Consider the following 12,336-nt stretch of genomic DNA (forward strand, 5'->3'; position numbering starts at 1 on the left):
CTGGCGGTCCGGGCGCGCAGGAACTCGTAGCGCAGCGGGTGCTGCACATCGACCAGGTGCAGATCCGTGAACTGCGCGAACGCCACCAGGGGTACGGCCTTCGCCGCACGCCGGCGCCCGGCATCAGCCAGCTCGGTGCGCACCACCCGGCGCCAGCCGGGCCCGGTCACCAGCCGCCGGAAGGGCCCGTCCCCGGAGGGCACCGCGACCCCCGACAGGGTGGTGCCGGTGTGCGGCGGGCCGGCGCCGGCCGGGTCGTGCGCCGCACGACGGGGGCGTACGGGCGCGCCGGCGGCGGGCGCGGCGGCGGGGGACGGCGCGGACCCTGGGCCGGCCACCAGCCCGAACGCCGCGGCGGCCCCCGCCGACCCGGCGAGCGGCAGTACCCGGCGACGCCCGGGACCGCCTGGTGGCAGCCGGCGCCGGGCCACGGCGGCGGCGGATTCGCCGAGGGACGCGGCACTGTGGACGGCGGAGGACGCCGCGCGGGAAGTCGTGGAGGACGCCGTGCGGGGAGCTGCGGAAGAGGCTGCGCGGGGGGCCGTGGAGGGAGCTGCGGGGGGAGCGGAGTCGGCGGGCAGAGAGCGGCTGCGACGGGACATGCGGTCTCCCGGTACGGAGGTTCACCAGGGGCGGGGAGCCCCTCCTCCGTTGCATTGGCAGCGCGAATGACCCCCGTCTGAACAGCGTGGGAACGCCCGCCACCAGGTGTCGCAACCGCGTGCAAGTATGGCTCCAGCACGACAGCGACGAGATCCGCGAGAGTGGGGAGACCAACCAAGTGCCTGGCACGAATCTGACGCGCGAAGAGGCCCAGGAGCGGGCCCGGCTGCTCACCGTGGACTCGTACGAGATCGAGCTGGACATCAGCGGTGCCCAGGAGGGTGCGGCGACCTTCCGCTCGGTGACGACGGTCCACTTCCGGGCGGCCGAGGCGGGCGACACCTTCGCCGATCTGGTCGCGCCCGCCGTGCACGAGGTCACCCTCAACGGTGAATCCCTCGACCCGGCCGCCGTCTTCGCCGACTCCCGCATCGCCCTGCGCGGGCTCTCGCAGGGCCCGCAGGAGCTGCGCGTCGTCGCGGACTGCGCCTATACCAACACCGGCGAGGGGCTGCACCGCTTCGTGGACCCGGTCGACGACCAGGCGTACCTCTACACCCAGTTCGAGGTGCCGGACGCGCGACGGGTGTTCACCACCTTCGAGCAGCCGGACCTCAAGGCCACCTTCCAGTTCACCGTCCGCGCCCCCGAAGGCTGGACGGTGATCTCCAATTCTCCCCGAGACTTCGTCCGGGGAGACCCCCACACCCCGCAGCCGTCGGACAATCTGTGGCGCTTCGCCCCCACGCCGCGGATCTCCACCTACATCACGGCACTGATCGCCGGCCCGTACCACTCGGTCCACAGCAGTTGGGAGGGAGAGGGCCGCAGCGTGCCACTGGGTATCTACTGCCGCCCCTCGCTGGCCGAGCACCTGGACGCCGACGCGATCTTCGAGGTCACCCGGCAGGGCTTCGACTGGTTCCAGGAGAAGTTCGACTACCCCTATCCGTTCGAGAAGTACGACCAGCTCTTCGTGCCCGAGTTCAACGCGGGCGCCATGGAGAACGCCGGCGCGGTCACCATCCGCGACCAGTACGTCTTCCGCTCCAAGGTCACCGACGCCGCCTACGAGGGTCGCGCCGAGACCATCCTGCACGAGCTGGCGCACATGTGGTTCGGCGACCTGGTCACCATGGAGTGGTGGAACGACCTGTGGCTGAACGAGTCGTTCGCCACCTACACCTCCGTCGCCTGCCAGGCGCACGCCCCCGGCAGCCGCTGGCCGCACGCGTGGACCAGCTTCGCCAACCAGATGAAGACCTGGGCCTACCGCCAGGACCAGCTCCCCTCCACCCACCCGATCATGGCCCCGATCCGGGACCTGGACGACGTCCTGGTCAACTTCGACGGCATCACCTACGCCAAGGGCGCCTCCGTCCTCAAGCAGCTCGTCGCCTACGTCGGCATGGACGAGTTCTTCCAGGGCGTACGCGCCTACTTCAAGCGCCACGAGTGGGGCAACACGCGGCTGAGCGACCTGCTCGGTGCCCTGGAGGAGACCTCGGGACGAGATCTGAAGGCATGGTCCAAGGCCTGGCTGGAGACCGCGGGCATCAACGTCCTGCGGCCCGAGCCGACCTGCGCCGAGGACGGCACCCTGACCGGGCTGGCCATCCGGCAGGAGGCCCCCGCCCTGCCCGCCGGCGCCGCCGGTACTGCGTTCGATGATGCGGCTCCGCCGCGTGGCACGCTGCGCCCGCACCGCGTCGGTGTCGGCTTCTACGACCTGGTGGACGGCAAGCTGGTCCGCACGGACAGCGTGGAGCTCGACGTCGACGGGGAGCTGACCCAGGTGCCGCTGCCCCGGCAGCGCAAGCGCCCCGATGTGCTGCTGCTCAACGACGGGGACCACACCTACGCCAAGGTCCGGCTGGACCCGGAGTCGCTGGACAACGTCACCCGGCACCTGGGTGACTTCGCCGACCCGCTGCCGCGTGCGCTGTGCTGGGCCTCCGCCTGGGACATGACCCGCGACGCCGAACTCCCCGCCCGCTCCTACCTCGACCTGGTCCTGTCCGGTATCGGCAAGGAGTCCGACATCGGCGTCGTCCAGTCCCTCCAGCGCCAGGTCAAGCTCGCCCTCGACCTGTACGCGGCACCGGGCTGGCGGGAGACCGGGCTCACCCGCTGGGCCGAGGCCGCCCTGGAGCAGCTGCGGGCCGCGGCGCCCGGCAGCGACCACCAGCTCGCCTGGGCCCGCGCCTTCGCCGCCGCGGCCCGTACGGACGCCCAGCTCGACCTGGTGTCCGGGCTGCTGGACGGCAGCGAGACCCTTGAGGGGCTGACGGTGGACACCGAGCTGCGCTGGGCGTTCCTGGGGCGGCTGGCCGCCACCGGCCGGGCCGACGAGGCCCGGATCGGTGCCGAGCTGGAGCGGGACGCCACCTCGGCGGGCGAACGGCACGCTGCCGCGGCCCGTGCCGCGCGCCCCACGCCCGAGGCCAAGGCGGAGGCGTGGCGGGCCGTCGTGGAGAGCGACGCGCTGCCCAACGCCGTGCAGGAGGCCGTCATCTCCGGCTTCGTCCAGACCGACCAGCGCGATCTGCTGGCGCCCTACACCGAGCGCTACTTCGCCGCCGTCAAGGACGTGTGGGAGCAGCGCAGCCACGAGATGGCGCAGCAGGTCGCCATCGGCCTCTACCCGGCGCTCCAGGTGCGCCCGGAGACTCTTGAGGCCACCGACGCCTGGCTGGCCTCGGCCGAGCCCGGCGCCGCGCTGCGCCGCCTGGTGACCGAGTCCCGGGCGGGCGTGGAGCGGGCGCTGCGTGCCCAGGCCGCCGACGAGGCGGCGGGCGCCGCGGGCTGACGCGGTGCGCGGGTGAGCCGAGCTTGCCCGCAGTCACGCAACCAGGCCCCCGGTCCGTGCGGACCGGGGGCCGAGTCGCGGGCGGTGGTGCGGTGGTTCAGTCGGCGGTGCGGCTCACTTGAAGGCGGCCTGCTCGAAGACCACGTCGGCGAGGCCGTTCGCCCACAGCTGCTCGACCCGGGCGCGCTCGGCGGCGTTGGGCTGGTCGTTGGTGCAGGAGGGGCCGGGGCCGCCACCGGACATGAGCTCGCTGCAGGGACCGGAGTAGTTGTCCGGCAGGCCGAGCACATGGCCGGTCTCGTGGGCGACCACGCGGTTCGAGTCGTACTGCTGGTTCTGCGCGTAGTCCAGGAAGATGTAGCCGTTGCCGTGCCCGTCGGTGTAGGCGTAGCTGCCGCGCGGGTCGTTCCCCTCGCGGTAGTCGAAGCTGGCGCCGCCGCCCTCGGCCAGCTTCACGTTGGAGACGGCCGAATTCCACACGGCGGTGCTGTTGGCTATCTCGTTGCGGAAGCTGGGCGCGCGGCTGGCGTCGTAGTTGATGGTGACCTGCTGGATGCCGGGCTTGGCGGCCTGCTTCTTGAGCGCTTCCTTGACGATGAACTTGAAGAACTTGTCGTTGTTGCGCTGGTTCTCGCCGGTGAAGCCCTGGGTGCTGGAGGCGGTGGCGGAGCCGGTGGAGCTGGTGGGGGAGGTGGAGGCACCGTCGGCGGAAGCCGTGGCCGGTGCGGCACCGAGGCCGAGAGCGACGGTGACGCCCAGGCCGAGCGCCGTCGACAGAGCAGATCTGCGGTATCTCATGGGGGGTCTCTCCTCGTGTTCCGAGAGACCGGCGCCGCTCTGGGATGTTGGCGTGGGGGGCGCCGCCGGTCCCTCCGGACGGATTCCTGCTGCGGGAGAGTTTGTTCGAGCGCGCGGCGTTCCGGAATGATGTCACCTGCCGATAGGGCCGGTGAATCACCTGGAGCGGCAGAGGGGTTCGTGGGACGTTCACCAGCACGCCGCTCTCTGGTGGGAGGCGCGACACCGCCGTTATGCTCCGCGTGTGGAGCTCGAAGTGAGGCATCTTCGTGCACTGTGTGCGATTGCCGACACGGGCAGCGTGCACAAGGCGGCCCGACAACTCGGTATGACGCAACCCTCGCTGACGACCCAGCTCAGGCGGATCGAACAGGCCGTCGGGGGCCAGCTCTTCAACCGGGAGCGTACCGGCAGCAGGCCCACTCCGCTCGGCCGCACCGTCCTCACCCGCGCCCGGCCGATCATCGCGGAGATGACCGAGCTGATCCGCGAGGCCAAGGACGCCGCCGGGCTCGCCGGGGCCGGGCCCGGGGCGCGGCTGCGGCTCGGCAGCACCGGCAGCAGGGCCGTCCCCGGCTGGCTGCGCCGTCTGCAGAACCGGCTGCCGGACACCGACATCACCTTCCAGGCCGATGTCTCCGCGAACACGCTGCTGCGGATGGTCGCGGGCAATCAGCTCGACGCCGCCTTCGTGCACGAGGTCGAGGGCTCGCCGCTACGGGTGCCCGACGGTGTCGAACTGCGCGTCCTGGTGCGGCGCGAACCGCAGTTCGTCGCCGTGCCCGCCACGCATCCCGCGGCGCGGGCCGGGCGGGCCGTCGCCGTCGCCGAGCTCGCCGAGGAGCGGTGGATGGTCGATCCCTCGGTCGACGGCGACTGGGACGGGCTGCGGCGGGTGTTCGCCGCGGCGGGCATCGATCCGCGGGTGGTGTACGGCGACTATCTGTCCGCGGGCGATCTGGTCGCCGCGGGCGAGGTCGTCACCCCGTGCCAGCCGACGTCCCAGCCGCGTCCTGGCATGTCCATCGTCCCCCTGGCGGGTGACCCCCTCGGGGTCCGGCTGGTGGTGGGAGTGCGGACGGGGTGGGGGCCGGGCGCCGAGGCGGACGCCGTCTTCGACGATCTGCGGGCCTCCTACGAGGAGGGGGCCCGCAGCAGCCCCGCCTACGCCCGCTGGCTGTCCACCCGGCGCGCCCCCGGGCCCCCGGTGATGGTCTGACGGGCCCGACGGCGCGCTGCGGCCCCACCGACTGCCCGGGCCCGCCGCAGCGCGCCCGGGCAGTCGCCTGTCCGGGCCCGCCGCAGTGCGCCCTAGGCGCCGGCGTCCACCCGCTGGGCGCGCAGGGCCCGGGCGAGGTCGTCGCGGGACTCGGCGACGAGGCGTCGCAGGGCGGGTGCGGCGTCCGGATGTCCGGTCAGCCACGCGTCGGCGGCGTCGAGCGTGGCCTGGTTCCCCTGCGAGGCCGGGAAGAGGCCCCGCACGATGGCCATGGCGATCTCGATCGACCGCGAGGCCCAGACGGACTCCAGCACCTCGAAGTACCGGGGCGCGTACGGCGCGGTCAGCTCGGTCTGCCCGGGCTGGTCGAAGCCGGAGATCGTCGCTTCGACGAGGGCGTTGGACAGTGCGTCGGACTCCACGACACCGGCCCACGCCTGGGCCTTGACGGCGGCGGAGGGCCGCGCGGCCAGGCACCGCACCTGGTGCCGCTTGCCGGAGGCGGTGTCGTCCCGCGCCAGCTCGGCGTTGACGGCCGCCTCGTCCGCCAGGCCCTCGGCGGCGAGCGGTTGCAGGAAGGCCCAGCGCAGCTCCTGGTCCACCTCCAGGCCGTCGATCCGAGCGGTGCCGTCCAGCAGCCCCTGCAAGAGGCGCAGTTCGTGTTCGCCGGAGGCGACGGCGGCCAGGAAGCGTGCCCAGGCCAGCTGGTGTCCGCTGCCGGGTTCGGCCTGCCTCAGCTGGGTGACGGCGCCCTCGGACAGCAGCCGTGAGCCCTCGGCGCGCCATTGGGGCGCCGTGTAGCTGTCGAGGGCCAGCTTGGCCTGGCCGTGCAGCATCTGCAGGACACCGATCTCGGTCTCCCGCCCGGCGAACCGCAGCACCAGGGCGATGAAGTCCCGGGCCGGCATCAGCCCGTCCCGGGTGAGGTTCCAGGCGGCGGACCAGCACAGGGCCCGGGCCAGGGGGTCGGTGAGCCCGCCGAGGTGGTCGCGCAGTGTCGCCAGGGAGACCTCGTCGAACCGGACCTTGCAGTAGGTCAGATCGTCGTCGTTGACCAGTACCAGGTCGGGGCGCTCTGCACCGGCCAGCTCGGCGACCGGGGTGCGGACGCCTGCGACGTCGACCTCCGCGCGGGCGTACCGCTCCAGCGTGCCGTGGGCCGGGTCGCGGCGGTAGAGGCCGACGGCGACGCGATGGGGGCGCAGGGTGGGGTGCGCGTCGGTGGCTTCCTGGAGGACGGCGAGCTCGGTGACGCGGCCGTTGGCGTCGTAGGTCAGCTGCGGGGTGAGGGTGTTGACCCCGGCGGTCTGGAGCCATGCCTTGGACCACTCGGCCATGTCGCGGCCGGAGGTCTCCTCCAGCGCGGACAGCAGGTCCTCCAGGCGGGTGTTGCTCCACTGGTGGCGCTTGAAGTAGCGCCGGGCGCCCTCCAGGAAGGCGTCCTCGCCCACATAGGCGACCAGCTGTTTGAGGACGGAGGCGCCCTTGGCGTAGGTGATGCCGTCGAAGTTGAGCTTGGCGTCCTCCAGGTCCCGGATGTCGGCGGTGATCGGGTGGGTGGAGGGCAGCTGGTCGGCGCGGTAGGCCCAGGACTTGCGGCGGTTGGCGAAGGTGATCCAGCCGTCCCGGAAACGGGTGGACTCCACCAGCGAGAAGGCGCCCATGAAGTCCGCGAAGGACTCCTTGAGCCACAGGTCGTCCCACCACTCCATGGTGACCAGGTCGCCGAACCACATATGGGCCATCTCGTGCAGGATGACGTTGGCCCGGCTCTCGTAGGACGTGTCGGTGACCTTGCCGCGGAAGATGAACTCCTCACGGAAGGTCACACAGCCGGGGTTCTCCATGGCGCCGATGTTGTACTCCGGCACGAACGCCTGGTCGTACTTCCCGAAGGGGTACGGGTAGTCGAAGTGGTCGTGGAAGAAGTCCAGCCCCTGCTTGGTGACGGTGAAGATGTCCTCGGGGTCGAAGTGGCGCGCCAGCCCCTTGCGGCACAGGGCGCCCAGCGGGATCTCCAGCTCGCCGCCTCCCCCATTCCCGGCTTCGCTCGAATGGGAGGTACCCCCACCGAAGGTGCGGCGGTAGGTGTCGGTGACGTAGGTGTACGGGCCCGCGACGACGGCGGTGATGTACGTCGAGATCGGCCGGGTACGGGCGAAGCGCCACAGGGCCGAGGTCCCGTCGTCCACCGGCCGCGGCTCGCCCTCCTGGGCGCCGTTGCTGAGCACCGTCCAGCTCGCGGGGGCGGTGACGGTGAAGTCGAAGGGGGCCTTGAGGTCGGGCTGTTCGAAGTTGGCGAAGACGCGGCGCGCGTCGGCCGGCTCGTACTGGGTGTAGAGGTAGACCTCGCCGTCCTCGGGGTCGAGGAAATGGTGCAGGCCCTCGCCGGTGCGGCTGTACGCGCACTGCGCGTCGATCGTCACCTCGTTCGAGGCGCGCAGTCCCGGCAGGGTGACACGGGCGCCGTCGAAGACCTCCTCGACCCGCAGCGACTCGCCGTTGAGGGTGACGGAGTGGACGTGCTCGGCCACCAGGTCGACGAAGGTGGTGGCGCCCTCCTGGGCGCTCTCGAACGTGATCGTCGTCGTCGAGCGGAAGGTGCGCGGACCGGTGGCGGGCGGCGGCTCGATGGCCGAGCGCAGATCCAGCGCCACGTCGTACCCGTTCACGGTCAGCAACGCGGCCCGCTCCCGGGCCTCGGTGCGGGTCAGGTTCTCTCCGGGCACGCCGCTCCCTCTCCGTTCGACCGCGGCCCTTGCACCGCAGGTCGGATCGCCTGGTCGACAACCTGCTCAGGATCGCATGCACCGCTGGGGAGGCATACCCGGGAATGCGCTCGACCGCCCGGTACGTTGTCGGCGTTCGAGCTCACAATCGCACTGGCCGAGGAGAACGTATGACGGACAAGACGCCTGCTGATTTGTGGTTCGACCCGCTGTGCCCTTGGGCCTGGATGACCTCCCGCTGGATGCTGGAGGTGGAGAAGGTGCGGCCGGTCGAGGTCCGGTGGCATGTGATGAGCCTGTCCGTGCTCAACGAGAAGCGGGTGGACGAGCTGCCCGAGCAGTACCGCGAGCTGCTGGAGCGCGGTTGGGGGCCGGTGCGGGTCTGTATCGCCGCCGAGCAGGAGCACGGCAACGAGGTGCTGGGCCCGCTGTACACCGCGCTCGGCACCCGTGCCCACCCGGGCGGGCGGGAGCTGGACCGGGAGGTCCTCGTGGAGGCGCTGGAGGAGGTCGGGCTGCCCGCCTCGCTGGCCGACGCCGCCGATTCGGACCGCTACGACGCCGAGCTGCGCGCCTCGCACGAGCAGGGCATCGGCCTGGTGGGTCAGGAGGTCGGCACGCCCGTGATCGCCGTGCCGGGTGCGGACGGCGGGCAGATCGCCTTCTTCGGCCCGGTGGTCACTCCGGCGCCCAAGGGTGAGGCCGCCGCCAAGCTGTGGGACGGCACCCTGATGGTGGCCTCGACCCCCGGCTTCTTCGAGATCAAGCGCACCCGTGAGGTGGGCCCGGTCTTCGACTGAGCTCCCGAAGAGTGCGGGTCCCCTGGTGTGTCACGTCCACACCAGGGGCCCCGCCGTCCTCCGCCCCGGAACGGTGAGAAGACGATCACGAGGACGGAAGCCGCACTGCCGGGCCGTCAGGGCCGCTACGGCGCCAGCAGCAGGTTGTTGGCGCGCTCCTTCGCCGCGGTGTAGCGGGCCGCGACGTCCTGCCAGTTGACGACGCGCCACATCGCCTCGACGAAGTCGACCTTCTGGTTGCGGTACTGCAGATAGAACGCGTGCTCCCAGGCGTCGAAGACCAGGATCGGCACCGAGCCCTGCCCGACGTTGCCCTGGTGGTCGTAGACCTGTTCGACGATGAGCCGTCCGGTGACCGGCTCGTAGGCCAGCACGCCCCAGCCCGAGCCCTGGGTGGTGGCCGCCGCCTTGGACAGCTGGGCCTTGAACTTCGCGAAGCTGCCGAAGGACTCGGCGATGGCGTCCGCGAGCTGGCCGGTGCCGTCCTTCTCCAGCGGTTCGCCGCCGCCGTCACCGGTCATGTTCTGCCAGTAGATGGTGTGCAGGATGTGCCCGGACAGGTGGAAGGCGAGGTTCTTCTCCAGTCCGTTGATGGTGGCCCACTGGTCCTTGTCACGGGCCTCCGCGAGCTGTTCGAGGGTGTCGTTCGCCCCCTTCACATACCCGGCGTGGTGCTTGTCGTGGTGCAGCTCGATGATCTCGCCGCTGATGACCGGCTCCAGCGCGGAGTAGTCGTACGGCAGCTCCGGCAAGGTGTAGGTCGCTGTCGACATGTTCTCGCCCTTCGCTCGCTATTGCATATTACTTGCAACAAGAAGCTAGCAGCAAGAGAGCGCAAAACAGCGGAGCGCCCCCTGCATGCAGGGGGCGCTCCGCTCGGTGCGTCTCGGTCCGAAGTCCTGGGCCCGGCCGGGTCGCCGACGCTCCGTCAGGCGTCCTCGGGGAGCGGGGTGCGCGGGTGCCTGCGCTGGCGCAGATATCCGCCCAGGGCCAGCACCACCGTCAGACCGGCGGTGAACGCCAGCTGGGTGCGGGTGTCCCCCTCACGCAGCATCAGCAGCAGTACGGCCGCGATACCCAGCAGCGCGACGATGGTCAGCCCGGGGAACAGCCACATGCGCACCACCAGCTTCTCCGGCGCCTGACGCTCCAGCCGCCTGCGGGTGATCAGCTGCGAGACGGCGATGAAGCCCCACACCACCAGCGTGGCCGCACCGACCATGTTCAGCAGCCACTGGAAGACCGTCTTCTCCCACAGGATGTTGAGCAGCACCGCGACGAAGCCGAAGAGGGACGAGGCGATCACGGCGTAGCGCGGCACCCCGCGCGCACTCACCCGGTTGAGGAACGCCGGGCCCTCACCCCGCTCCACCAGGGAGTAGGACATCCGCGAGGCGCCGTAGATGTTGGCGTTCATCGCCGACAGCAGCGCGATGAGCACCACCACGTTCATGATCTGCGCGGCGGCCGGAATGCCGATGTAGTCCAGCACGGCCGCGTACGGGCCGGAGAGCACGGACTTGTCGTGCCACGGGATCAACGTGACGATCACCAGCATCGAGCCGACGTAGAAGAGCGCGATCCGCCACACCGCGGTGCGCACTGCCTTGGCGACGCCGGAGACCGGCTTCTCCGACTCGGCCGCCGCGATCGTCACCGTCTCCAGGCCGCCGAACGCGAACACCGAGGCCAGCAGCCCCACGATGAGTCCGTCGGCGCCGGTGGGGAAGAAGCCGCCGTCCCCCGTCAGATGGCCGGCGCCCGGAGAGTCGGTGCCCGGCAGCACGCCGGCTATCGCGAGTACGCCCAGCACCAGGAAGGCGGTGATGGCCAGCACCTTGATCGCGGCGAACCAGAACTCGTACTCGCCGAAGTTGCGCACCGCCGCCAGGTTGGTGGCGCAGAAGACGAGCATGAACAGCGCGACCCATATCCACTGGTCGGTCGCGGGCAGCCAGCCGGTCATGATCTTCGCGGCGGCGGTCGCCTCGGTGGCGATGGCCACGCACAGCAGCGTCCAGTAGATCCATCCGGCCGTGAAACCGGCCCAAGGACCCAGGGCCCGCTCGGCGTGGACGGAGAAGGAGCCGGAGGCCGGGCGGGCCGCGGACATCTCGCCCAGCATCCGCATCACCAGCATCACCAGCGCGCCGGAGGCCGCGTAGGCGAGGACGATCGCGGGGCCGGCGGCGGCGATGCCCGCGCCGGAGCCGACGAAGAGCCCGGCCCCGATCACGCCGCCCAGCGCGATCATGGACAGGTGGCGCTGTTTGAGGCCGTGGGCGAGGGTGCGGCGGGAGGGGCCGGTCCCCTCCTCCGGCGGTCCGGAGGGCGGGGCGGGCTCTCCGGGGGAGTGTGGCGCGTCGGAGGTCTCGGTGCGCGTCATCAGTAGCCGTTCCTGGGGGTGTGTGAGGTGGTGAACGCGGGAACAGAGCGGTACGTGCGTTCCCACAGCTTGCGGGGAAGTGCTGCTCCGACAGTCTTCGGGAGGCTGCCCCGGCACAGCAATAATCGTGCAACGGTTTCCGCATTGCGGACAGTCCCTTTTCGCCGGTGACCCGGGCCGACCCGTGGTGCACGGGGGTTGAGCGGGGCCTCGCGGGCCCGCACTGTCATCAACCTCACGCTCCGCTCACGCTCGGCGCACGAGTGGATTCGGCTAGCGTCGACGGGCACGAGGTCGTCGTCCTGCGCGCCCGTGCCTGCTTCTACCAGCTCGCACCAGACGGAGATGCCAGATGAGTGCCCTCACTTCCGCAGCCGTACCGCGTCCGGGAGCCGTGCTCGCGGATCTGCTGCCCGCCTCCAGCTCAGCGCGTGCCCGGGTCAGGGACGTCGCACTTGTCGTCGGCGGCGCCGCGCTGACCGGGATGGCCGCCCAGCTCGCGGTGCCGATCCCGGGCTCGCCGGTGCCGGTCACCGGTCAGACCTTCGCCGCCCTGCTGGTCGGCGCCGGACTGGGCGCCGGGCGCGGCTTCCTGGCCCTGGCCCTGTACGCGGTGGCGGGCATGGCCGGGGTGCCGTGGTTCGCCGAAGCCTCCGCCGGAGTCGGGATGCCCTCCCTCGGCTATGTGTTCGGCATGCTGCTGGCCGCCGCGGCCGTGGGCGCCCTCGCCCGCCGCGGCGGTGACCGCGGCGCGCTGCGCACGGCGGGGACGATGGCCGTCGGTATGGCGCTGACCTACGCGATCGGCGTCCCCTACCTGGCGGTCTCCACCGGTATGTCGGCCGGCGAGGCCGTCGCCGCCGGGCTGGTGCCGTTCCTGGTCGGTGACGCCGTCAAGGCGGCCCTGGCGATGGGGGCGCTGCCCACCGCCTGGAAGCTCGCGGGCCGCAAGGGCTGACATCCCCGCACCGTGAACGAGGGCCCGGCGTCGC

Annotated in this window: 8 protein-coding genes and 1 pseudogene; 4 read left to right on the forward strand and 5 right to left on the reverse strand. The window is 71.5% G+C overall.

The window, feature by feature from the left end; translation table 11 throughout:
- Positions 1 to 602: pseudogene (locus KBY19_RS19810) on the reverse strand (hypothetical protein); the annotation flags it as partial.
- A 179-nt stretch (positions 603 to 781) separates the two neighbouring features.
- On the opposite strand from KBY19_RS19810, the gene pepN (KBY19_RS19815) reads away from it, so the two are divergent.
- Positions 782 to 3,412: an aminopeptidase N gene (gene pepN / locus KBY19_RS19815; RefSeq protein WP_210966337.1), complete on the forward strand. Its 2,631-nt coding sequence runs from the start codon at positions 782 to 784 to the stop codon at positions 3,410 to 3,412.
- 114 nt (positions 3,413 to 3,526) lie between these two features.
- On the opposite strand, the gene snpA is transcribed toward pepN (KBY19_RS19815), so the two are convergent.
- On the reverse strand, positions 3,527 to 4,210 hold the full coding sequence (gene snpA / locus KBY19_RS19820) for a snapalysin (protein ID WP_185016850.1): 684 nt from the start codon (positions 4,208 to 4,210) through the stop codon (positions 3,527 to 3,529).
- A 244-nt stretch (positions 4,211 to 4,454) separates the two neighbouring features.
- Here snpA and KBY19_RS19825 point away from each other — a divergent pair, with 244 nt between their 5' ends.
- Positions 4,455 to 5,429: a LysR family transcriptional regulator gene (locus tag KBY19_RS19825; protein WP_307843565.1), complete on the forward strand. Its 975-nt coding sequence runs from the start codon at positions 4,455 to 4,457 to the stop codon at positions 5,427 to 5,429.
- A gap of 92 nt (positions 5,430 to 5,521) precedes the next feature.
- Here KBY19_RS19825 and pepN (KBY19_RS19830) read toward each other — a convergent pair whose 3' ends face one another.
- Positions 5,522 to 8,158: an aminopeptidase N gene (gene pepN / locus KBY19_RS19830; RefSeq protein WP_210955325.1), complete on the reverse strand. Its 2,637-nt coding sequence runs from the start codon at positions 8,156 to 8,158 to the stop codon at positions 5,522 to 5,524.
- Positions 8,159 to 8,328: 170 nt separating this feature from the next.
- Here pepN (KBY19_RS19830) and KBY19_RS19835 point away from each other — a divergent pair, with 170 nt between their 5' ends.
- A complete protein-coding gene (locus KBY19_RS19835) occupies positions 8,329 to 8,958 on the forward strand; it encodes a DsbA family protein (protein WP_210966330.1) in 630 nt (209 codons plus the stop codon).
- A gap of 125 nt (positions 8,959 to 9,083) precedes the next feature.
- Here KBY19_RS19835 and KBY19_RS19840 read toward each other — a convergent pair whose 3' ends face one another.
- Together KBY19_RS19840 and KBY19_RS19845 are read right to left on the reverse strand one after the other, a co-directional pair.
- Positions 9,084 to 9,731, reverse strand: coding sequence for a superoxide dismutase (locus KBY19_RS19840; RefSeq protein WP_099880827.1), 648 nt, complete (start codon positions 9,729 to 9,731; stop codon positions 9,084 to 9,086).
- Between the two features lie 155 nt (positions 9,732 to 9,886).
- Positions 9,887 to 11,344, reverse strand: coding sequence for an amino acid permease (locus KBY19_RS19845; RefSeq protein ID WP_210966331.1), 1,458 nt, complete (start codon positions 11,342 to 11,344; stop codon positions 9,887 to 9,889).
- Between the two features lie 352 nt (positions 11,345 to 11,696).
- On the opposite strand from KBY19_RS19845, the gene KBY19_RS19850 reads away from it, so the two are divergent.
- Positions 11,697 to 12,302, forward strand: a complete 606-nt coding sequence (locus tag KBY19_RS19850) for a biotin transporter BioY (RefSeq protein WP_185016847.1) — start codon at positions 11,697 to 11,699, stop codon at positions 12,300 to 12,302.
- The last annotated feature ends 34 nt before the right edge of the window (positions 12,303 to 12,336 follow it).

Origin of the sequence: Streptomyces sp. B15 (assembly GCF_018070605.1) — a bacterium.
Taxonomy (GTDB): Bacteria; Actinomycetota; Actinomycetes; order Streptomycetales; family Streptomycetaceae; genus Streptomyces; species Streptomyces smyrnaeus.

Excerpts from the sequence above, each read along its gene's own strand:
- KBY19_RS19845 (WP_210966331.1), bottom strand. The coding sequence starts at position 11,344 with ATGACGCGCACCGAGACCTCCGACGCGCCACACTCCCCCGGAGAGCCC.
- KBY19_RS19835 (WP_210966330.1), top strand. The coding sequence starts at position 8,329 with ATGACGGACAAGACGCCTGCTGATTTGTGGTTCGACCCGCTGTGCCCT.
- snpA (WP_185016850.1), bottom strand. The coding sequence starts at position 4,210 with ATGAGATACCGCAGATCTGCTCTGTCGACGGCGCTCGGCCTGGGCGTC.
- KBY19_RS19850 (WP_185016847.1), top strand. The coding sequence starts at position 11,697 with ATGAGTGCCCTCACTTCCGCAGCCGTACCGCGTCCGGGAGCCGTGCTC.
- KBY19_RS19840 (WP_099880827.1), bottom strand. The coding sequence starts at position 9,731 with ATGTCGACAGCGACCTACACCTTGCCGGAGCTGCCGTACGACTACTCC.